Source organism: Ancylobacter sp. (assembly GCF_965229075.1).
Lineage (GTDB): Bacteria > Pseudomonadota > Alphaproteobacteria > Rhizobiales > Xanthobacteraceae > Ancylobacter.
Window position 1 is genome coordinate 167,328 of record NZ_CBDDIO010000001.1, and the last position, 20,315, is coordinate 187,642.

Consider the following 20,315-nt stretch of genomic DNA (forward strand, 5'->3'; position numbering starts at 1 on the left):
CAAGGCTACTCGGCGACGGAAGGGCGGCCGGTACGGTATTGCAACGCCGGGCGGCCATTCAAGGGCAGGCGGATCACCACCGTGGTACCGACGCCCTCGGAGGAGCGGATACGCATCGAGCCGCCATGCAGTTCCACCAGCGACTTGGCGATGGCAAGGCCGAGGCCCGAGCCCTTGTGCGTCTTGGTGAACTGGCTTTCCACCTGCTCGAAGGGACGGCCGATCTTGGCCAGCGCGCTCTTGGCGATGCCGATGCCGCTGTCCTCGATGACCAGCAGCGCCGCATGCTTGGAGCGCCGCGTGCGCAGGCTGATGCGGCCCTGCTCGGGGGTGAACTTGATGGCGTTGGAGAGCAGGTTGAGGGTGATCTGCTTCAGCGCCCGCTTGTCGGCCTCCACCGTCACCGCGGTATCGGATTCGTCGACGATGGTGAGCTGCTTCTCGGCGGCCCGTACCGACATGACGCGGATGGCGTCGGTGACCACCTCGTCCAGCTGGACCGATTGCAGGTTGAGCTGCACACGCCCGGCCTCGATGCGCGACATGTCGAGAATGTCGTTGATCACGTCGAGCAGGTAGCGGCCGGAATCGCGGATGTCGCGGCAATATTCGTTGTACTTGTCATTGCCGAGCGGGCCGAACAGGCCGCTTTCCATCAGCTCGGAGAAGCCGATGATGGCGTTGAGCGGCGTGCGCAGCTCGTGGCTCATATTGGCGAGGAATTCCGACTTGGCGCGGTTGGCGTCCTCGGCCTTGGTCTTCTCGTCGGCATAGTTCTGCGCCAGCTCGGCGAGCTGCAGCGCCTGCAGCTCCAGCGTCTGCTGCGATTTGCGCAGATCCGCGACCAGCGCCATCAGCCGCTTCTCGCTTTCCATCAGGCGCTCTTCATGACGCTTGAGGGCGGTGATGTCGGTGCCGACGGAGACGTAGCCGCCATCCTTGGTGCGCCGCTCGGCGACCTTGAGCCAGCGTCCGCCTTCCAGCTGCGCCTCGAAGGCGCGGGCGCCTTCCTCCGGCCGGTCTTCGGTGCGCAGCGGAATGCGCACCACCGGCTGGCGGGCGAGCGAGGCGATGGTCTCGAACTCGGTGCCCTGCGTCACATGCGCGTCGCCGATGCCGTAGAGCGACTGGAAGCGCGAATTGCACAGCACCAGCCGGTTGGCCGCGTCCCACAGCACGAAGGACTCGGAAATGCTCTCGATGGCGTCGCGCAGGCGCATGTCGGCGGTGGCGGTGCGCTCGGCGAGGCGGCGCTCCTCGGTCACGTCCACCGCGATGCCGACGAGATGCGGCGGCTCGCCATTGTGCTGCGGCACGACTTCGGCGCGGGCACGCAGCCATACCCAATGGCCGTCGGCATGCTTCATGCGGAACACCCGGTCGATGGTGCGGCCGGGCTTGTCGGCGATCTCGCGGGCGATGTCGTAGAGATTGGTGTCGTCGGGATGGACGAGGCTGGTCACCTCGCCGAAGGAGATCAGGTCCTCGCGCGGCTCGTGGCCGAGCATCTCGAACATCGATTCCGACCAGAACATGCGGCCCCGGCCCATATCCCAGTCCCACAGGCCGCAGCGGCCGCGCGAGAGGGCGGTGTCGATGCGGGCGCGGACCGTCTCATAAATGCCGTCGGCCTCGCGGGCCCGCGTCGCCTGCCAGTGGAAGGCGAAGCCGAGGATCAGCAGCACCGCGCCTGTCGTGGAGAGCAGGGTGACGGTGAGGACGGTGTCGGAGCGCCAGGTGGAGAGCGCCCCGGCGAGCGGCTGCACCACCACCAGTTGGAGCGCCCCGCCCGGCAGGTTGCGCACCGTGGCGAGCGCGGCGCTGCCGTCCGGCATCACCACATCGAGCACGCCGGCATTCTCGGCGAAGATGGTCAGCGCCTGGGTGTTGGCGAGCAATTGGGTGATCTGGTCGGCGGCGGTGGCGGTCTCGTCATGGGTGGCGAGGATCTTGCCATTGCCGTCGATCAGGCCGTAGCGGCGGCCATCCTCGGCGGCGCGCGGCGGTAGGCTGTTTTTCAGCAGCGTGTCGGGGGTCGTCGCGCCGGGCGGCTGGCGTCCGGCCTCGCTGGAAATGGCGGCGGCGAACAGCGCCAGCTCGTCTTTCGCATTGGCGATGGCGTCGGCGCGGTAGGCGTGAATCTGCACGATCGCGGCGATGGCGACCGAGGCGATGAACGCCACGATCAACGCCGGGACGGCCTTGCGCATGAAAGGCTCGGCGTCGACCAATCGCTGATAAGCAGGTCGCGCCACGCTGCGTGCAAGCCCTCGCATGGCTTGTACGCGCACGGACGCGCCTGCAGCGTTGGCGCGCGCCATCGCCGGCCTCCCCCGAAGTCCCAAAACCCGTTCCCATCACGACAGGAGCGATGTGCCGCATCTCTCCGAATCACTCCGATTTGAATCGAACCGACCCCTCCCTGTCCAGAGTCCCGGAGAGTCAAGTTAACGATTCAGCAACCACCGGCGGTACCGGGGGTGCCAGGGTGTGTGGCGGCGCGGGACAAGGGGGGTGACGCTTGCCGACAACCACGCCGCATGGACGGCGCGCGGGCCCTGATGCTATGCGCTTTTGCCCGGCTGGCGGGTGGCGGCAGAAATAAAGAGGTTCACATGAGCGACATCTGGTTCCGCACCGGCGAGGCGACCGTGCTCGCGGCCGAGGGTCAGTTCACCGACGCGATGCCCGAAGTGCTGATCGGCTCGGTGCGCGGTCCGGCCGGGCAGGCCTTCGCCTCGATGATGGGGCAGGTGCAGGGTCACACCCGCATGTTCGTGGTGCGCGACCTGAACCAGCAGGTGCGCCCGGCGACGATGATGACCACCAAGGCCACCATCCATACGCTGGAATATGTCGACCTGCTTGGCGGCGTGGTGCAGGGCGCCATTGGCGACGCCATCGTCGACGCGCTGGCCGAGGGCATTCTGCCGAAGGACCAGGCGGACGAGCTGTGCATGATCGTGATGGTGTGGCTCGACCCGCGCTGCGCCGAGGACCCGAACCTCGACAAGGCGGATCTCTACCGCACCAATTACGAAGCGATGAAGCTGGCGCTGGAACGCGCCATGACCGGCAAGCCGACGGTCGATGAGCTGATCGCCAACCGCAAGACCGTCAAGCACTACGCGCTCGACGGCGTCGTCGAATACTGAGCCGCGCGCCCCGCGCCGTCCCGCCGGGCGGGTAAGTGCGGGGCGTCCGGGCGCCTCATTCCAACGAGCGGCCGACGATGTCGCTCGCATCGGGCGACAGGCCGGGCGTGGCGGCGACGCGCCGCAGCGCCGCCTCGGCCGAGGCCCGCCGCACCGGCTCCAGCGAGCGCCAGCTCTTGAAGGCAGCGAGCAGCCGGGCGGCGAGCTGCGGATTGCGCCCGTCAATGTCGATCACCGCCTCGGCCAGCAGCGCATGGCCAGCACCGTCCGCACGGTGGAACTGCGTCGGGTTGAGCCCGGCAAAACTCCCGATCAACGCACGCACACGGTTGGGGTTGGTCCAGGCGAAGGCCGGATGGCGGGTGAGGCCGCGCACCCGTTCCAGCGCCTCCGGCTCGGCGATCTGCGCCTGCAGTGCCAGCCATTTGTCGACCACCAGAGGATCGTCGCGGAACCGCTCGTGAAACGCCGCCAGCGCCGGCTCGCGCGCCTGTGGCGCGGCATGGGCGAGAACGGCGAGGGCGAAGAAGCGGTCGGTCATGTTGTCGGCCGTGTCGAAATGCGCCTGCGCCCGTGCCAGCGCATCGGGCGTTCCGCCGGCGGCGAGAAGATCGAGGCAGCTATTGCGCAGCGCGCGCCGGCCGGCGGAGGCGGCATCCGGGGAATAGGTGCCCGCGGGGGCATGGCGGTCATAGGTCGCCGCCAGTTGCGCGGCGAGCGCCGCGCTCACCGCGCGGCGCAGCCGGGTGCGGGCGAGATGGATGGCGTCGGGGTCGACATCCACCCCGATCTCGCGGGCGACATCCGCTTCGGACGGGATGGAGAGCGCCTGCGCCACGAAGGCGGGGTCGAGCGCGCCGTCCGCCAGCGTCGCACCCAGCGCCTCGACCAGCGCGTCGGGCACCGGCAGATCGGCGCCGGCGCGGGCGGCGGCGGTCGCCGCCACGAGATGGCCGAGGGCGATGGTCTGGGCGGCGTCGAAGCGGTTGAACGGGTCGCTGTCATGGCGGGCGAGGAACAGCAGGTCGGCAGTGGTCAGGTCGCTGGACAGCTTCACCGGCGCGGAAAAGCCGCGATTGAGCGAGGGCACCGGCCGCTCGGCGATGTCGCGGAAGACGAAGCTCTGACGCGGCTCGGTAATGCGCAGCACGCCCCGCTCGGCATTGCTGCCATCGTCGAGGGTGAGCGGCAGGTCGCGGCCATCCGGCCCGACCAGCCCGAGGGCGAGCGGGATGACCATGGGCTGCTTGTCGTCCTGCCCGGGGGTGGCGGGAAGGCTCTGCGCCACGTCCAGCCGGTAGCGGTGGGTCGCGGCGTCCCATGTGCCGCTGACGGCGAGCTGCGGCGTGCCGGACTGCGCGTACCAGAGTGCGAACTGGGTCAGATCGACTCCGTTGGCATCGGCGAAGCAGGCGAGGAACTCCTCTACCGTTGCGGCGTCGCCGTCATGGCGGTCGAGATAGAGGTCCATCCCGGCGCGGAAGCCCTCTTCGCCGAGCAGGGTCTTCAACATCCGCACCACTTCCGCGCCCTTCTCATAGACGGTGGCGGTGTAGAAATTGTTGATCTCGCGATAGGTGGACGGGCGCACCGGATGCGCCAGCGGGCCGGCATCTTCCGGGAACTGGTGGGATTTCAGCAGCCGGACATCGCTGATGCGCTTGACCGGGCGCGAGCGCGCATCGGAAGAGAACTCCTGGTCGCGGAAGACCGTGAGGCCCTCCTTGAGGCACAGCTGGAACCAGTCGCGGCAGGTGATGCGGTTGCCGGTCCAGTTGTGGAAATACTCGTGGGCGATGATCGTCTCGATATTGGCGTAGTCGGCATCGGTGGCGGTCTGCGGGCTGGCCAGAACATATTTGTCGTTGAAGATGTTCAGCCCCTTGTTCTCCATCGCCCCCATGTTGAAATCGGCCACGGCGACGATGTTGAACACGTCGAGGTCGTACTCGCAGCCGAACACCTCCTCGTCCCAGCGCATGGAGCGCTTGAGCGCGTCCATGGCGTAGCCCGCGCGCTCGGTCTTGCCGGGCTCGACATAGATGCCGAGTTCGACCTTCTTGCCGGTGGCGGTGACGAAGTCGTCGGCGATGCGGTCGAGCCGGCCGCCGACCAGCGCGAAGAGGTAGCAGGGCTTCGGCCAGGGGTCGTGCCACACGGCATAATGCCGGCTGGTGCCCTCCACCGGCCCGCTTTCCACCGGATTGCCATTGCCGAGCAGAACCGGCGCCTCCTCGCGCTCCGCCTCGATGCGGGTGGTGTAGACGGCGAGAACGTCCGGCCTGTCCGGGAAATAGGTGATGCGGCGGAAGCCCTCCGCCTCGCACTGGGTGCAATAGGTGCCGCTGGAGCGGTAGAGGCCCATCAGCTTGGTGTTGGCGGTCGGGTTCACCACCGTCTCGATCTCCAGCGTCAGCGGGCGCTGGGGCGGGGCGAGCAGGGTCAGCGCCTGCGGGGTGACGACATAGGCGGTGCCGGCGAGCGGCGTGCCGTCGAGGTGGAGCGCCTTCAGCTGCAACTCGTCGCCGTCGAGCACGATCGGTGCCCCCTCCCGTCCCTCCGGGTTCGGGCGCAGCGCCAGCCGGGCGCGGATGCGCGCGGCGGTCGGGTGCAGATGCACATCGAGATGCACGGTGTCGACGAGCCAGTCCGGCGGCCGGTAGTCGCCGAGACGGACAGGCGGGGGCACAGCATCGCGCGACATGGTCGACTCCGGGAAAGCGTCTGAACGTCAAGAGGTAGTCAATTCCGGCCCGCGCCGGAAGCCTGAAGCGGCGGCGCCGGCGGTTCAGCGATGGCGGGTGATCTCGACCCCGGCGTCGCGGAAAATGCCGGCGATCGGCGCGGAAGGCTTGTGCAGTTCCACCCGCACCTTCTCCACCCGGGGATAGCGGCTCAGCACCGCCTCGGCGATGGCCTGGGCGAAGGCTTCGAGAATGTGGAAGCGGTGGCTGGAGGACACTTCGTGGATGACCTCGAACACTTTCTCATAGCCGACCGTCTCGGCGTAATTGTCATGGGCGGCGGCGTCGCCGGCGTCGAGCCACCAGTCGATATCGACGATGAAACGCTGGCCGAGCCGCGCCTCCTCCTCATGCAGGCCGTGCCAGGCGTGCAATTCGACGCCCCGGAGGAAAATGCGGTCGGACATGAGCGGAATTCCCGTGGGTTCTTCGGTGGGTCAGGCAGCGTCGAGCGCAGCGGCGAGCAGGCCGACCGCCACGGCCGGGGCACAGTCCGCCGCCTGGCGGGAGAGGGCGGGATCGTCGGTCAGCACATCGGCAAGGTCGAGATAGGTCAGGTCGCGCCGTTCGGCGAGCCGCTGCGCCATGAAACGGCCGACGCCGGCGCCGACCAGCATCTCCGGCGCGCTCTCCTGCGCCGAGGCGACACAGTCGAACGCGCGCCCGATGCGGCTGAGCTGCGCTTCCGCGAGGTGGCGCGCCAGCGCCTTTGCCTGGGTCAGAAGCGGCGGCGTGAAATCCTGTCCGATCATCCGCAGCAGGCGGCGGGCGCTGGCCTCCACCGTCTTCGGCCCGCCATCGGCGCTCGGGTAGAGGTCGGCCTCCTCGGTCAGGTCGCCGGTGAGCCGGTGAATGTCCGCCGTGGTGGCGAAGAGTTCGGCCATCAGCGGCAGCCAGCGGCCCGCGAACGGTGCTTCGGCCGCCAAGGCCATCACCGGTGTGCGGGCGGCACCGGTGTAGACCAGCTCGTTGCTGGCGAGGCGTTCGGCATCAGAAAAGCCGCGCGCCGTCACCCGCCCGGCCTCGAAGGGGATGAGGTCGGCGGTGGTCGAGCCGATATCGACCAGAATGCCGCCGGGCAGGAGATGCGCGAGCACGGCGGCGGTGGCGTACCAATTGGCCGAGGCGATGCGGTCGGCATGCTCGGCCGCGCGCTCGGGCGGCACGAAGCCTTCCGGCCCGGCGAACAGCGCCAGCGGCGCGCCGGCCAGCGCCTGCATCAGCAGACCCACGGTGCCGACCACGCCGGCCGGGCGGTCCGGCCACAGATCGGCGCCCTCAGCCGTCATGGTGACGGCGGAGGGCACGCCGGGCTCGAACTCCGCCCGTAGCGCGCGCAGCGTGGCGGCGAGTTCCGCCTCGCCCTTCCACACCGGGCAGGGCGCGATGCGCACGGCCTTCAGCCGTCCGTCCTGCCCGAAGGCGGCGAGCTTCACATGGGCGCCGCCGACATCCCATCCCAGGCGGGCAATTCTCTTCACGGTCATTCCTCAGGCACGATGTCGACGGGGAGGGCGGGCGGCAGGTGCGGCAGGTCCGGCACCGCGCCGTCGCGGATGAATTCGCTCAGGAAGGCCAGCGGGTTGACCGCCAGCGACCGGCGGAGGCCGGCATAGGAGGTGGTGAGGCGCGGATTGACCTCCACCGCCACCGGGCCTTCCGCTGTGGCGATATAGTCGACCCCGATGAGGCCGTGCAGGCCCGGCAATGCCGCGCCGATGCTCTCCCCGAAAGACCGCAGCGCCTCGTCAACTGGGAACGCGCCGACGGTGACGCCGGTAAAGCGCAACGTCCCGTCGCCATGCGCGATGTGCTGGCGGTTGGCGGTCAGCACATGGGTGCGCCCATTCTGGCACAGCAAGGTAAGGCTTGCCGCCTCGCCCGCGACCAAAGGCTGGATGACATGGGCCGGCGGGTAGGGCGGCGTCGGGCGCTGGTCAATGACGCGCAGCCCGACACCGCCGGCGCCGTCATCCGGCTTCACAACGAAAGGGCCGGGAACTTCCGCCGGCAGCGCATCGAGCGGCCAGGTGGGCACCACCTTAACGCCCGCCTGCTCCAGCGCCCGCGCGGTTTCCAGCTTGCTGGCGCAGAGCGCAATGGTCTCCGGCTCCGGCGCCACCACGCGCCGGCACTGGGCGCGCAGGTCGCGGACCAGGCGTTCGAGCACGCCCGCGCTTTCCGGTGCGATCGGCCAGCAGCAATCGGCCTCCCGCGCCATCAGTCGCCACACCGAGGCGGGATCGTCGCCGAGGCGCAGCGCCGTGCTGGTGCCGCGCGGCGGGGCGGGGAAGCGCACATCATGGGTGGTGACCACCCGCACGCCGGGAAGATCTTCGAGGTCGCCGATCAGCGTGTCGCGCATCAACGCGCCTTCGGCTATCAGCGAGGCCGGCAGTTCCGCACCGAGGGCGCCGCCCCCGGTGACCGTTTCAACGACAAAGACCAGCATCTACCCGCGTACCAGAGAGGAAGGCCGAAGGTGGAACTTATACCGGTGATCGACCTGATGGGAGGTGCGGTGGTCCACGCACGGCGCGGCGCCCGCGACGCTTACCGGCCGATCGAAACGCCGCTCTCCGCCAGCGCCGCCCCGCAGGCCGTGGCCGACGGGCTGCTCACGCTTGGCCGCTTCCGCACGCTCTACATCGCCGATCTCGACGCCATCGCCGGGCGCGGGGGGCATGATGCGCAATTGCACGCCCTCGCCGGGCGCCATCCCGGGCTCACCCTGTGGGTCGATGCGGGGGAGGCCTCCCCCGAAGCGCTGGCCCGCCGTGTCGCCGGGGGGCCAGGCCGACCGGTGATCGGCAGCGAAAGCCTCACCGACCGCGCCCAGGCGGAGGCGGCGCTGGCCGCCGGCGCCGGGCTGCTCTCGCTCGACTACGGACCGGAAGGCCCGCGCGGGCCGGAGGGCCTGCACGACACTGCGGCGCTGTGGCCGGAAGCGGTGATCGTGATGACGCTGGCGCGGGTCGGTGCCGGGCAGGGGCCGGATCTGGAACGCCTTGCCGCTATTCTCGCACGGGCGGAGGGGAGGCGCGTCTATGCGGCGGGCGGGGTGCGCGACGTAGAGGACCTTCATCGTCTGGCCGGGCTCGGCGTCGCCGGTGTGCTGCTGGCGAGCGCGCTGCATGACGGGCGCCTGTCCAAGGCGGATATCGCGGCGTTCATGGGCTGAGCAGCGCTCGCGCGAACAGCGTCGCGACGGTGAGGTCGGCGCTGGTGCCGGGGTTGAGGCCGCGCGCCTTCAGGCTTGCGTCGAAGGCGTGGAGCGGCGCGCGGCGGGTCGCGGCCGGGGCGCGGAAGTCGACGGTCTCCGCGACGGACATCGCCTCGCGGCGCACCTCTTCGGCGGCGGCGTCGCCGAATTTGCGGGCGATGTGGCTGTCTGGGAACGCCGCCATGAAGGCAAGATGCACCGCCTCGGTGCGCGCTTCAGGTTCGGCATCGGCGAGGGCCGCGAGGCGGGGGAGGCCGATCTCGAACACATCGGCAAAGCCGGTGACATATTGCCGGGCGATCCGGTCGCGCCCCGCCGCCTCCGCCATGGCTTCGACCAGGCCGATACGGGCGGGCGCGCCGACGTCATGCGCCCCGTGCCGGCCGAGCCCGCCCGGATTGGCCGCAGCGATGGCGCGGAAGGCGGCCTGCGCATCGGTGATATCGAGACCGGCGAGCACGGCATCGAGTGACGCCCGCAGCGGGCCGGGCCTCTCCGCCGCCACCGCCAGAGGCGCGCAGAGCAGGAGGATGCCGAGATTGGTGTTGAGGCCCGTCGCCGCCAGCGAGGCCGCCACCGCATTCTCGATCCGCTCGCCCACACGGGTGCCGGGTGCGGTGAGGCAGGGCGCTGCCGCTTCGGCCGCGCGCTCGAAATGCGCGACCTCCATGCCGTGACCGGCGCTGAAGCGGTGGACATTACCGGCTTTCAGCGCGTCGAGCTCGGCATGGCAGGCAGCGCGGAACGCGGCCGCGATGGCGTTGGCGTTCATGCCGCCACCGTCACCGCCAGTGTCGCGGCCAGATGGCGTGCCAGAGCATGTGCGATGTCGAGCCCCGTCGCCTGCTGCAGTCCCTTCCAGGCCGGCATGGAATTGACCTCCAGCACCTGAAATTGGCCCCGCGCGTCCTCGATCAGATCCACCCCGGCATAATCGGCGCCGACCGCCGCCGTGGCGCGGATGGCGAGGTCATGCGCCTGGGCATCGCACGGTGCCGGCACACCGACGGCGCCCTGGTGGATATTGGTGATCCACACCGGCGAGCGGCGGAGCATCGCCCCCGTCACCGTGCCGCCGATGACGAAGACCCGCCAGTCCTGGTAGCTCTCGGCGGAGGGGGCGGCGACGAAATCCTGCAGATAGTAAAGGCCGCCGACCTTTTCCGGGTCGGGCAGCAGGGCGCGCGGTGAGAGGCGACGGATGCCGCGCCCCTGCGCGCCGAACAAAGGCTTGAGCACCATATCGCCCGGCGCGGCGTCGAGCAGCGCCTGCATCGCCGCCCGGTCCTCGCCGACGAAGCTGCGCGGGGTCGGCAGGCCGGCCTGGGCGATGAGGAAGCTTGTCATGGATTTATCGACGCAGCGTTCGATGGCGCGGGCATCGTTCATCACCTTCACCCCCAGCGCGGAGAGCGCGTGCAGCAGCCCGAGCCGCGCGGTGATCTGCTCGGTCGAGCCCTTGGCGATGAGGCGCACGAAGGCCGCGGCCGGAAGTGCGTCGCCGAGCCCCGGCAGCAGCAGCCCGTGGGCGGTGCCGCCAATGGCGAAGCCGCAGTCGTTGAGGGAGAGCACGAGAACGGGAAAGCCCTCGCGCTCGATCGCCGCCTTGAGGCGGCGCGTGTGCCAGTCGGCATCCTCGGTGAAGATGACGACCGTGTCGGAGCGTTCAACGCTCATGCGAAGGAGCGCTCCAGAATGTCGTCATGGAAGGCGCCGAAGGTGAAGCTGCGGCCGGTTTCCAGCGCCGTCACGGTGACGCGGGCGGGGCTGAACAGCATCGGGTCCATGGCGTAGAAATCGCCCTTATAGGCGGTGAAAATCTCCGCGAAGGTGCGACCATGGTCGCGCGAGGAAGAGCTGGGCAAGCCTTCCGCCAGCGCGCGGGCCTCGTCCTCCGGCCCGGTGACGAAGAGCTGCACGTCGCCGCCATAGAGCGTGGCGTCGTTGGTCCGGCCCATGGCGGTGACGAAGTCCGGCGCCGGCGGCGGCAGGGGCGAGGCGCCGATGCCGTCCACCACCCGGTCGAGCGGGAAATGCAGCGCATGCGTCTTGTGCAGCGCCACTTCCAGCACCCGGGCGACGATCTGCACCGTGCCGGCGAGGCTGGAGGTGGGGGTGAGGATGAGGGTGAGCTTTTCCGGCGCGATGCCGCATTCGTCGGCGATGCGCGCCACCAGCACGTCGGGCGGAAGCTTGTCGACTTCCAGCACGAGACAGGCATGATCGGCGCGGTCGCGATAGCCGAGTTCCTGGAAAAGTGCCTCCTTCGCCCACAGGGCGCGGGCGGGGCCGGAGCCGAGGGCGAAGAAGTCGCCTTCCGCGAGGCTCCAGCCGGCATATTGGCTGCCGAGACAGGCGAGGACCGGGTCGGTGGTGGTCACCGTCACCATCGTGCCCCAGCGCGCGAACCGCCCGCTGGTGGAGAGGCTGACCGAACCGAGGCCGCCGAGGCAGATTTCGGCGATGCGCCGGCCGGCTTCGAGCCCGCCGCGCGCGGCGATGCCGGCATCGACGAGGCGGGCGCCGCAGGGGCTTTGGCTCACAGCGAGCCGCAGCGTGGCGGCCTTGGCCAGCAGGTCCTCGACGAGCGGTGCCGACAATGCGGCCACGCTCAGTCCCGGCGCGTTCTGGAGGGGGGTCGACATGGGAGAGTTACTCCGCAGCAGCGCGGCCGGCTGTGCCGAGCGCGCGCGAAAGATGATCCATGCGCCGCGCCAGAACGGCGCGGGCGTCGGCAAGGTCGCGTCCGGTCGCCAGCACCGTGCAGACGGGGTCTCCCGCCGCGATGCGCGTGCCCGGGGCGGGACGGTCCGCCGCCCAGTGGGGCAGGGCGTCCCTCACCTCGATGGCGGCGGGTGCGTAAAATAGGCCGGCGGCCCGGGCTTCCACGCCCGCGCCGGGGACAAGGAGCGGAAGCTCCGGCAGTTCGCCCGCACAGGCGTCGAGGTGCAGGCGCAGAAGCGGCGGGAGCGGCGGCGCGTCGAAGATGTCGAGGGTTGCGCCGGGCCGCGGGTTGATCTCGATGAGGTGCCACGCCCCCGGGCCGAGGATGAGATCGGCGCTCGCCAGCCCCTTGAGGTCGACGCTGGTGGTGAGGCGGGACAGCGCGGAGTCCATTTCCGCAACAAGGCGAGGTTCCAGTGCGAGCGGGCCCGCGCAGCCGCCATAGCGGAAGGGCGCGGCCTCGGCCGGTGCGCACCATTGTTCGGAAAAGGCGAGAATCTGGGCTGCCTTTCCATTGCCGAGGAACAGGGCCGAGACGGCGCGCCCCTCCACCCGTTCCTGTAGATACCAGCCCGGCCCGCGCGCCTGTGGCGACGGGCGGACATGCCCCCCGCCGGAACCGCCGACGCGCTTTTCCAGTGTCGGAACACCGTCCGGGGCCGGGCCGGAAAACACCCGGGGATGCGGGATGCCGAGCGCGGCCAGGCGCTCGGCGAAATCGAAGGGCTGCTTGAGCGCGGTGATGGTCTCCGCCCCGCTGCCGGCGAGGCGATAGCGCGCGCCAAGCCGGGCAACGAGGTCGGGCGTGTCCTCGAAGCCGGTGCCGAGAACGAGCGGTGTGTCCGGACCCGCATGGCGGGCGAGCTGGCCGAGCACGTCGTCCGGGTCGAGCGCGAGCCCGTCCCGGCGATACAGCTGGAGGCTGCGTGCGGCCAGCGCGCGCGTGTCCTCGTCCGCGAACAGGTCGAGGACGAGCGCGTTGAGGCCGGCGCGACGGGCGCTCGCCGCCAGCCCGCGCGCGGCGATGCCGACAAGGACGACATCGAACGCGTCCTCAGGCCGTGAGCGATCGCGCGAGCAGGAAGGCATCTTCAAACCCGATCGTCATCGCCGCCGGGGCGACGCGCATGCGCTGCAGAAGTTCATGCTGCACGCGGTATTTGAGATGGCCGATGGTCAGGGCGCCGATGCCGAGCGCGCCATGGGCGAGCGGCGTGCCATTGGCATGGGCGTCGATGCCGGCAATGCCCGACGGCGGCACGGCGTTGACATCGGCGGCGACCTTGAGATGGGGCGCGCCGGCCAGCACGTCGGCCGAGAGGATTTCGACGCCGGCGCGGCCGCAGGCCAGCACCACCTCGGCCTCCGCCACCAAGGCCCGCTTGTCGTCCTCGCTCTTGCCGGAGGCGCTGGCGAGATCGACGCCAAAGCGCTGCTTGAAATCGCGCGCCTTGGCTTCCACCGCCTCGATTTCGCGGTGGCTGACCAGCGTCACCTCAGCACCCGCCTGGGCGGCGATGACCCCGGCGATGCCGCCGACGACGCCCGTGGCGCCATAGACCTGCACCTTCACGCCCTTGAGACCTTCCGGCCGCGCGGGGCGCAGCTTCAGCTCCACCTCGGCCACCATGGCGGCGGCGGTGGTGAAGGAGCCGGCGGGATCGACGAAGACGGAAATCTCGAAGGGCGGGAACAGGACGCTCTTCGCCTTGTTCGCCATGTCGAGCGCGAGGCCCGCATCCTTGCCGCCGATGAACAGGCCGGTGCGTGGGGCGGCGTCGGGATGGCGCGAGAACATCATGTCCTGCGTGAGGTCGCCGACCTCGTCCAGCGTGACGCCGGAATAGGGGAGAATGGTGGTGTAGCCGGCATCGACCGCCATGTTCACGTCGAACGGGCTGACATGGCGAAGCGGCGAGATGATGTGGAGGATGGGGGCGATATCCGCCATGGCGTGCGTTCCCTAGGTCAGAATCGGGCCTTGCGGCCTCTCTTGCGGAAGAGGAAGGGAGCGACGCGGGCGTTACGCCAAAACCGTCGCTAGCACTGCTCGACGCAGGCAAGCCATTCGATCCGCGCCCCGGCATTGCTGCCGCGCGCGCAGTCGAAAGCCAGAGCGGGCCGGTCGCCGAAGCGGACCCGGGCCTCGCTGAGAAGCTGGTCGGCCTCCTCGGGGCTGCCGACAATGGCGAAACCCGTGGGACCCCAGGAACTCTGGCCGAGGCCGCGCAGACCGCGCACCTCCAGCCACTCCATCACCTCGGCGACGGATGAACTTGTATAGCGGCCACCTTGGGCGCTCGCATAGTGGTCTCCGAGCAGTCGCTGCATTTCCCCGACCGCGGCGGCGAAGTAATCCACATCGCCTTCCGCCAGCGCCGGCAGCGCCACCATGACCGCGAGCCGCGCCATGTGCCCGGCCAGCGTGTCGGCGAAGGGCGGCAGCCCTGCCATCGCCTGCACTTCCTCGGGTCCGCTAAGTCCCTGATGGCCGTGGTCATATACCAGCAGGATGCGCCAGTTCTCGGGAAAGGGCAGGCGCGAGAGGATGGGCGGCGGGGCGTCGGAGCCGCGCTTCTTGCCGCCATCGAGGATCACCCCGCCCTCGGTGAAGGCGCCGATGCCGATGGCCGAGCGCGCGCCGCGACCCAAAGCCGCGCCGACCTCGCGCGGGGAAAGCTCCAACCCGTTGATGAGGCAGAGCCCGGTCGCCACGGCGAGGCCGAGCTGGGTGCCGGAGCCGAGGCCGGAATGCGGCGGCAGCGCCGCTTCGACCGTTACCTCCACCCGCGTGTCGAGGCCGAAGCGGGCTGCCGCTTTCTCAACGGCGACAAGGGCTCGACCGGCATCCGGCCCGCTGGCGGAAAGTGTGGCCGCGCGGCGCAGGCGCACGACGGTCGAGGGGCGGTCCAGCGTGATGCCGAGGCTGCCGAAACGCCGGCCGAGCGTGCCCGCGAGATCCAGGAATCCCAGATGCAGGCGCCCCGGCGCGGTGATGCGCACCGTCGCCCGGTCTTGGGGCTCGTTTGCCGAGCGCAATTGGCGTGTCGTGGTGTTCACCAGCGTTTCCTCGTCCGCCATCGTAAGGCCCGGACGCCGTCGGGGACAAGCGCGGTGATGATTTCCGGGTTTGCCGGATGCCGCGCTTGCGTGCTACCGAATCGTTAACCGACGCCCGCAGCAGAACGGGCACATGCCGCCAGGAGGACGCCAGGGATGGCGCTGGATCCCAAAAAGACCTTCACCGACAAGGAGGTGGAGGAACGCCTTGCCGCCTGCCTGCCGCAGTGGAAGCTGCAGGAGGGCTGGATTCGGCGTACCTATCGCATGTCCAGCTGGAAGGGCACGCTGATGGTGATCAACGCCGTCGGCCATCTGGCGGAGGCCGCCTGGCACCATCCTGACATCACCGCTTCCTATGCCTGGGTCGAGGTGCGGCTGATGTCGCACGACGCCAAGGGCATTACCGAGCGCGACTTCCAGCTGGCGAAGAAAATCGAGGAAGTCGTCGGCTGGCAGCCGGGGACCGAGCCCGACAGCGCGCTGGAAGGCACGCCGCGCGGCGACCTGCGTTTCGCCTACATCAAATACGACTGATTTTTCAGGTAATTAGCAATGGCCGATGTTCAGACGATCGAGAATGTGGCCTGCGGCTTCTGCGGGCTCGGCTGCGACGACCTGACCGTCGAGGTCGAGGGCCGGCAGGTGCGGGCCAAGGCCCCGGTCTGTCCCGAGGCGGCGCGTCTTCTGCGGCGTCTGGATACCGCCGATCCGGTGGCGCGCGTGGCCGGTGAGACCGCCAGTGAGACCGAAGCGACCGACGCGGCCCGCCAGATTCTGGCGGCGGCCCGCGCGCCGCTGATCGGCGGGCTCGGTGTCGACATGGCCGGCGCCGGGGCGGCGGTCGATCTCGCCATCCGCTTTGGCGGGGTGCTGGATCATTACGCCTCCGAGGGGCTGTTCCGGAACTATGCCGCCGCCCAGCGCACCGGCTGGCTCTCCACCACGCTGGCGGAGGTGCGCAACCGCTGCGACCTGCTGATCGTCGTCGGCGACGACCCCAGCGCGACCTGGGGCCGGCTGTTCGAGCGCTTCTTTCCCGCGACGCCGCTCTTCGCCGGCGCTAACCGCCGCGTGGTGTTTCTCGGTGCCGCGCCGGGGGAGAAGGCGCGCGGGCAGCTTGCGGGCGCGCAGGTCGTCCACCACGCCACCGAGGACCCGGTGGCGGCGCTGGAAGCGCTCGGCACGCTGGTGGCCGGCCGCCGCCCGCCGGGGGAAAGCTTCGGCGGCATCGGCGCCGACACGCTCGCCGCGCTGGCCGAGGATCTGCGCAACGCCCATTACGCGGTCGTGACCTGGAACGCGGCGGAACGTGCCGATGGCGATCTCGTCGCCACGCGCGCCACCGCGCTGGTCGACCGGCTGAACGTCACCACCCGGGCCGGCGTTTTTCCGCTCGGCGGGCGCGACAACCTCATCGGCGTCAACCAGCTGATGCTGTGGCGGCTGGGCTATCCGCTGCGCACCGCCGTGCGCGGGCAGGCGAGCACGCATGACGGCACGCTGTTCGCCACCGAGGCGGCGCTCGCCGATGCCGATGTGCTGGTGTGGATTTCCGCCTTCCGGCCGGAGCCGCCGCCGGCCTTCGCGGGCAAGATCATCGCTCTTGCCCATCCCGAGACAATATTCGACAAAGAACCGGATGTTCTGATCCCCGTGGGCACTCCCGGCGTCGACCACGCCGGCACCGTGTTCCGCATGGATTCCATCGTAAGCCTGCCGCTCGGCGCCTTGCGCGTCGCGACGCTCCCCAGCGTCGCCGAGGCTGTGCGTCGCATAGCGGAGGGGTAAATGAGACTGCGGCTGAAGGGCGGGCGTGTGCTCGACCCGGCCAATGGCGAAAACGGTGTCGCCAGCGGCGCCGTGCGCGATATCGAGATCGAGGATGGGCGCATCGTCGCCGCCACCGATCTCAAGGCCGATGCGGAATACGACCTTGGCGGCGCCGTCGTCATGGCGGGCGGCATCGATCTGCACAGCCATATCGCCGGCGGCAAGATGAACCTCGCCCGCCTGCTGATGCAGGAAGACCGGCGGGCCTTCCCCGAAATGCCCGGCAATTTCTGCGGCTGCGGCGGCGGCCGCGCGGTGCCCACCGCCCACGCCACCGGCTGCCGCTACGCCGAACTCGGCTACACCACCGTGTTCGAGCCGGCCATGGTCGGCGCCAATGCGCGCGGCGCGCATCTGGAAATGGCCGACATCCCCAATCTCGACACCGGCGCCTATCTGGTGCTGGGCAATGACGATTATTTCCAGCGCCTGCTGGCCGCCGGGGCCGCGCAGGAGCAGGTGAACGCCTATGTCGGCTGGATGATCGAGGCGACGCAGGCCTTCGCCATCAAGATCGTCAATCCCGGCGGCATCAACGCCTTCAAGTTCAATGCCCGCAAGATGGACCTCGACGAGGCCAACCCGCATTACGGGGTGACGCCGCGCAAGGTGCTGACCACGCTGATCCAGGCGGTGACGGAACTCGGCATTCCGCACCCGATCCATCTGCATGGCTGCAATCTCGGCGTGCCGGGCAATGACGACACGACGCTCGCCACCATGCTCGCCACCGAGGGGCGGCGGCTGCATCTGACGCATCTGCAGTTCCATTCCTACGGCACGGAAGGCGACCGGCGCTTCTCCTCCTCGGCGGCGCGCATCGCCGAGATGGTCAACGCCAACCCGAACATCTCCGTCGATGTCGGGCAGGTAATGTTCGGCCAGACCATCACGGCTTCCGCCGACTACATGTCGCAATACCGCAATCGCGGCCTCGCCAGCCCGAAGAAATCCATCGGCATGGATATCGAGCTGGACGCCGCCTGCGGCGTGGTGCCGTTCGAGTACAAGGACAAATCCTTCGTCAACGCGCTGCAATGGGCGATCGGGCTGGAACTGTTCCTGCTGGTGGAAGACCCCTGGCGGATCTTCCTCACCACCGACCATCCCAATGGCGGGCCGTTCACCACCTATCCGCACCTCATCCGCCTGCTGATGGACCGCGATTTCCGCAACGCCCAGCTGGCGACGCTGAACAAGGCGGCGCAGGCACACACGCTGCTGGGGCAGATCGCCCGCGAATATACGCTGGAGGAGATCGCCATCCTCACCCGCGCCGCGCCGGCCCGCATTCTCGGGCTGACCGACAAGGGCCATCTCGGCCCCGGCGCGGTGGCGGACATTGCCGTGCACACCGAGGACGCCGACCGCGAGGCGATGTTCTCGACCACCCGCATGGTGTTCAAGAACGGCCGGCTGATCGTCAAGGACGGCGTGGTGGTGGAACTGGCGCAGGGCACCACCCATGTCGCCCGCCCCGAATTCGACCGCTCGGTTGACAAGGACATGCAGCGCTGGTTCGACGAGGCGGTGGGGCTGAAGGCGCAGCATTTCCGTATCAGCGACGGTGAGCTGCGCAATGGCGCCGGCCCGACCATCCTGAAATGCGAAGGGGGTGCGTCGTGAGAGCGATCGACGGACTTCTCACCTCTCCCCGTGGGGGAGAGGTCGGCGCGGAGCGCCGGGTGAGGGGGCACGCGCTCCGCACGTCCGGGCGTCCCGGCCCCTCACCCCAACCCTCTCCCCGTCGCGGAGAGGGAGCAGGGCGGAATGATTGCCGCGTGCTGTCGACGCTGCGGGAGGGCGCCCGATGATCCTCAATGGCGTCGAAATCCGCGACACTTTCGCGGAAGCCTTTCCGATGGTGGGCACGCGGCTCATCGTCACCGCCGACACGCCGGAATGGGCGCTGATCGCCGGGCGCACCACCACGGGCTTCGCCACTTCCGTCATCGGCTGCGGCTGCGAGGCCGGAATCGAGCGCACGCTCGCGCCCGAGGAGACGCCAGACGGGCGGCCGGGCGTGTCCCTGCTCATCTTCGCGATGGACTTCGGCTCGCTGAAAAAGGTGGTGCCGCTGCGGCTCGGCCAATGCGTGCTGACCTGCCCGACCACGGCTTGCTATGCCGGCATCGAGGGCGGCAAGCGCGTGCCGCTGGCGAAGACCATCCGCTATTTCGGCGACGGGCACCAGATTTCCAAGAAGATCGGCGATAAGCGCTTCTGGCGCGTGCCGGTCATGGAAGGCGAGTTCGTCTGCGACGAGGACACCGGCTCGGTGGAAGGCGTCGGCGGCGGCAATTTCCTCGTCCTCGCCCGCTCGCGCGGTGAGGCGCTCAAGGCCGCCGAGGCGGCGGTGGCGGCCATGGTGCAGGTGCCGGGCATCATCCTGCCCTTCCCCGGCGGTGTGGTGCGCTCCGGCTCGAAGGTCGGCTCGAAATATAAGGGCCTGTTCGCCTCCTCGAACGATGCCTATTGCCCGACGCTGCGCGGCACGGTGCCGAGTCAGCTTCCCCCCGAGGTCGGCTCGGTGCTGGAGATCGTCATTGACGGGGTGAGCTTCGAAGCGGTGGCGGAAGCGACAAGGGTGGGCATCACCGCCGTCTGCGCGCTGGGCGCGGAAGCGGGGGTGGTGGCGATCGACGCCGGCAATTATGGCGGCAATCTCGGGCCGTTCCATTTCAAGCTGCGCGAGATCATGCAGGGCGCGGGAGAGACGGCATGAGCGGGGTTTCTCTCAAGCCGCGCGCGCCTTTCGAGGCCCGCGTCGACCTCTCGGGCCTGACGCCGGAAGTGACCTGCCCGCTGCCGCTGCGCGAGCTGGAGCACCTTGAGGTGCCGTGCGGCGGGCGCAGCGTGAAGCTGGCGGAGCTGTTCTTCATCGAGGGCGCGCCTGACGGCGTGCTGCTGATCGAGATCGGCGATATCAGGCTCGACGGCGTCGGCGCCGGCATGACGACGGGCGAACTGATCGTCGACGGGCGGGTCGGCGCCTTTGCCGGGCGCGGCCTGAGCGGCGGCGTGCTGCGCATCGCCGGCGACGCCGGGGATTTTCTCGGCAGTGAAATGTCCGGCGGGCGGATCGAGCTGGCCGGCAATGCCGGCTCGCATGCCGGCGCGGCGGGATCGGGTTCGCGGCGCGGGCTTTCCGGCGGGGTGCTGGCCATCGGCGGCGATGCCGGCCCGCGCGCGGCCGAGCGGCAGCGCGGCGGGCTCATCACCATCGCCGGCCAGGCCGGGGAAGGGCTCGCCACCGACATGATCGCCGGCACGGTGAGCGTCGGCGGCGCCATCGGCCCGTTGATGGGGCGCGGCATGAAGCGCGGCACGATCTTTGTCGACGCCGTGCCGGAATTGCCGGCCGGCTTTGTCGACACCGGCGCGCATGAACTCGTGGCGCTGCGCCTCATCGCCCGCCGCGTGCCGGAGCTTTCCGCCCGGCTGGAGGGCTGGAACTATGCCCGCCGCATCGTCGGCGACACGCTGATCGGCGGGCAGGGCGAGGTGCTGGCGCGGGGGTGACGAGCCGGGCGCCTGACGATGCCGGGCGAACCCACACTCTCCTCATCCCCGGGC

The 20,315-nt window shown here is 69.6% G+C and carries 18 protein-coding genes; 7 read left to right on the forward strand and 11 right to left on the reverse strand.

The genetic code is table 11. The features are described 5' to 3' along the window. Window positions 1-5: 5 nt before the first annotated feature. A complete protein-coding gene (locus ACO07Z_RS01025; protein ID WP_421696996.1) occupies window positions 6-2,210 on the reverse strand; it encodes a PAS domain-containing sensor histidine kinase in 2,205 nt (734 codons plus the stop codon). Window positions 2,211-2,615: 405 nt separating this feature from the next. Between ACO07Z_RS01025 and fae the strand changes: the two genes are divergently transcribed. Then, the gene (gene fae, locus ACO07Z_RS01030) at window positions 2,616-3,155 is read left to right on the forward strand and encodes a formaldehyde-activating enzyme (RefSeq protein ID WP_421696997.1); all 540 of its coding nucleotides are present in this window, start codon (window positions 2,616-2,618) and stop codon (window positions 3,153-3,155) included. 55 nt (window positions 3,156-3,210) lie between these two features. On the opposite strand, the gene pepN is transcribed toward fae, so the two are convergent. The 4 genes from pepN to ACO07Z_RS01050 all read right to left on the reverse strand — a co-directional run bounded on the left by pepN (window position 3,211) and on the right by ACO07Z_RS01050 (window position 8,351). After that, window positions 3,211-5,859, reverse strand: a complete 2,649-nt coding sequence (gene pepN / locus ACO07Z_RS01035) for an aminopeptidase N (RefSeq protein WP_421696998.1) — start codon at window positions 5,857-5,859, stop codon at window positions 3,211-3,213. A gap of 84 nt (window positions 5,860-5,943) precedes the next feature. Further along, entirely contained in the window at window positions 5,944-6,306 is a 363-nt protein-coding gene (gene folB, locus ACO07Z_RS01040) for a dihydroneopterin aldolase (RefSeq protein WP_421696999.1), read from the reverse strand. A gap of 30 nt (window positions 6,307-6,336) precedes the next feature. After that, window positions 6,337-7,380: a hydantoinase/oxoprolinase family protein gene (locus ACO07Z_RS01045; RefSeq protein WP_421697000.1), complete on the reverse strand. Its 1,044-nt coding sequence runs from the start codon at window positions 7,378-7,380 to the stop codon at window positions 6,337-6,339. Between the two features lie 2 nt (window positions 7,381-7,382). Next, window positions 7,383-8,351: an ATP-grasp domain-containing protein gene (locus tag ACO07Z_RS01050; protein ID WP_421697001.1), complete on the reverse strand. Its 969-nt coding sequence runs from the start codon at window positions 8,349-8,351 to the stop codon at window positions 7,383-7,385. Between the two features lie 30 nt (window positions 8,352-8,381). On the opposite strand from ACO07Z_RS01050, the gene ACO07Z_RS01055 reads away from it, so the two are divergent. Then, complete coding sequence (locus ACO07Z_RS01055) at window positions 8,382-9,080, forward strand: HisA/HisF-related TIM barrel protein (RefSeq protein ID WP_421697002.1); 699 nt, start codon at window positions 8,382-8,384, stop codon at window positions 9,078-9,080. Here the strand turns inward: ACO07Z_RS01055 and ACO07Z_RS01060 are convergent. From ACO07Z_RS01060 to ACO07Z_RS01085, 6 genes are all read right to left on the reverse strand, one after another. Next, window positions 9,070-9,894, reverse strand: coding sequence for a triphosphoribosyl-dephospho-CoA synthase (locus ACO07Z_RS01060; protein WP_421697003.1), 825 nt, complete (start codon window positions 9,892-9,894; stop codon window positions 9,070-9,072). The two genes, ACO07Z_RS01055 and ACO07Z_RS01060, sit on opposite strands and share 11 nt — an antisense overlap. Next, window positions 9,891-10,799, reverse strand: coding sequence for a RimK family alpha-L-glutamate ligase (locus ACO07Z_RS01065; protein WP_421697004.1), 909 nt, complete (start codon window positions 10,797-10,799; stop codon window positions 9,891-9,893). The genes ACO07Z_RS01060 and ACO07Z_RS01065 overlap by 4 nt, the downstream gene beginning before the upstream one ends. Further along, window positions 10,796-11,767, reverse strand: a complete 972-nt coding sequence (mch, locus tag ACO07Z_RS01070; protein ID WP_421697005.1) for a methenyltetrahydromethanopterin cyclohydrolase — start codon at window positions 11,765-11,767, stop codon at window positions 10,796-10,798. Before mch ends, ACO07Z_RS01065 begins: the two co-directional genes overlap by 4 nt. A gap of 7 nt (window positions 11,768-11,774) precedes the next feature. Beyond that, window positions 11,775-12,935 carry an ATP-grasp domain-containing protein gene (locus ACO07Z_RS01075; RefSeq protein ID WP_421697858.1) on the reverse strand — a complete coding sequence of 387 codons (1,161 nt, stop codon included), beginning with the start codon at window positions 12,933-12,935 and terminating at the stop codon, window positions 11,775-11,777. After that, window positions 12,901-13,797 carry an NAD(P)-dependent methylenetetrahydromethanopterin dehydrogenase gene (locus ACO07Z_RS01080; protein WP_421697006.1) on the reverse strand — a complete coding sequence of 299 codons (897 nt, stop codon included), beginning with the start codon at window positions 13,795-13,797 and terminating at the stop codon, window positions 12,901-12,903. Before ACO07Z_RS01080 ends, ACO07Z_RS01075 begins: the two co-directional genes overlap by 35 nt. Window positions 13,798-13,886: 89 nt before the next feature. Beyond that, window positions 13,887-14,906 (reverse strand): beta-ribofuranosylaminobenzene 5'-phosphate synthase family protein, encoded by a 1,020-nt coding sequence (locus ACO07Z_RS01085; RefSeq protein WP_421697007.1) that lies wholly within the window; start codon window positions 14,904-14,906, stop codon window positions 13,887-13,889. A gap of 156 nt (window positions 14,907-15,062) precedes the next feature. On the opposite strand from ACO07Z_RS01085, the gene ACO07Z_RS01090 reads away from it, so the two are divergent. From ACO07Z_RS01090 to ACO07Z_RS01110, 5 genes are all read left to right on the forward strand, one after another. Continuing rightward, the gene (locus ACO07Z_RS01090) at window positions 15,063-15,443 is read left to right on the forward strand and encodes a 4a-hydroxytetrahydrobiopterin dehydratase (RefSeq protein WP_421697008.1); all 381 of its coding nucleotides are present in this window, start codon (window positions 15,063-15,065) and stop codon (window positions 15,441-15,443) included. Window positions 15,444-15,461: 18 nt separating this feature from the next. Further along, the gene (locus tag ACO07Z_RS01095; RefSeq protein WP_421697009.1) at window positions 15,462-16,697 is read left to right on the forward strand and encodes a formylmethanofuran dehydrogenase; all 1,236 of its coding nucleotides are present in this window, start codon (window positions 15,462-15,464) and stop codon (window positions 16,695-16,697) included. Then, window positions 16,698-18,365: a formylmethanofuran dehydrogenase subunit A gene (locus ACO07Z_RS01100; protein WP_421697010.1), complete on the forward strand. Its 1,668-nt coding sequence runs from the start codon at window positions 16,698-16,700 to the stop codon at window positions 18,363-18,365. Window positions 18,366-18,549: 184 nt separating this feature from the next. Further along, window positions 18,550-19,464 (forward strand): formylmethanofuran--tetrahydromethanopterin N-formyltransferase, encoded by a 915-nt coding sequence (fhcD, locus tag ACO07Z_RS01105; RefSeq protein ID WP_421697011.1) that lies wholly within the window; start codon window positions 18,550-18,552, stop codon window positions 19,462-19,464. After that, window positions 19,461-20,261, forward strand: a complete 801-nt coding sequence (locus ACO07Z_RS01110) for a formylmethanofuran dehydrogenase subunit C (RefSeq protein ID WP_421697012.1) — start codon at window positions 19,461-19,463, stop codon at window positions 20,259-20,261. Before fhcD ends, ACO07Z_RS01110 begins: the two co-directional genes overlap by 4 nt. Window positions 20,262-20,315 lie beyond the last annotated feature (54 nt).

What these genes read in the sequence shown, in the direction of transcription:
- pepN (WP_421696998.1), bottom strand. Translation starts at nt 5,859, where the DNA reads ATGTCGCGCGATGCTGTGCCCCCGCCTGTCCGTCTCGGCGACTACCGG.
- mch (WP_421697005.1), bottom strand. Translation starts at nt 11,767, where the DNA reads ATGTCGACCCCCCTCCAGAACGCGCCGGGACTGAGCGTGGCCGCATTG.
- ACO07Z_RS01080 (WP_421697006.1), bottom strand. Translation starts at nt 13,797, where the DNA reads ATGGCGGATATCGCCCCCATCCTCCACATCATCTCGCCGCTTCGCCAT.
- ACO07Z_RS01110 (WP_421697012.1), top strand. Translation starts at nt 19,461, where the DNA reads ATGAGCGGGGTTTCTCTCAAGCCGCGCGCGCCTTTCGAGGCCCGCGTC.
- fhcD (WP_421697011.1), top strand. Translation starts at nt 18,550, where the DNA reads ATGATCCTCAATGGCGTCGAAATCCGCGACACTTTCGCGGAAGCCTTT.
- ACO07Z_RS01050 (WP_421697001.1), bottom strand. Translation starts at nt 8,351, where the DNA reads ATGCTGGTCTTTGTCGTTGAAACGGTCACCGGGGGCGGCGCCCTCGGT.
- ACO07Z_RS01075 (WP_421697858.1), bottom strand. Translation starts at nt 12,935, where the DNA reads ATGCCTTCCTGCTCGCGCGATCGCTCACGGCCTGAGGACGCGTTCGAT.
- folB (WP_421696999.1), bottom strand. Translation starts at nt 6,306, where the DNA reads ATGTCCGACCGCATTTTCCTCCGGGGCGTCGAATTGCACGCCTGGCAC.
- ACO07Z_RS01065 (WP_421697004.1), bottom strand. Translation starts at nt 10,799, where the DNA reads ATGAGCGTTGAACGCTCCGACACGGTCGTCATCTTCACCGAGGATGCC.
- ACO07Z_RS01060 (WP_421697003.1), bottom strand. Translation starts at nt 9,894, where the DNA reads ATGAACGCCAACGCCATCGCGGCCGCGTTCCGCGCTGCCTGCCATGCC.
- ACO07Z_RS01100 (WP_421697010.1), top strand. Translation starts at nt 16,698, where the DNA reads ATGAGACTGCGGCTGAAGGGCGGGCGTGTGCTCGACCCGGCCAATGGC.
- fae (WP_421696997.1), top strand. Translation starts at nt 2,616, where the DNA reads ATGAGCGACATCTGGTTCCGCACCGGCGAGGCGACCGTGCTCGCGGCC.
- ACO07Z_RS01025 (WP_421696996.1), bottom strand. Translation starts at nt 2,210, where the DNA reads ATGCGCAAGGCCGTCCCGGCGTTGATCGTGGCGTTCATCGCCTCGGTC.
- ACO07Z_RS01090 (WP_421697008.1), top strand. Translation starts at nt 15,063, where the DNA reads ATGGCGCTGGATCCCAAAAAGACCTTCACCGACAAGGAGGTGGAGGAA.
- ACO07Z_RS01095 (WP_421697009.1), top strand. Translation starts at nt 15,462, where the DNA reads ATGGCCGATGTTCAGACGATCGAGAATGTGGCCTGCGGCTTCTGCGGG.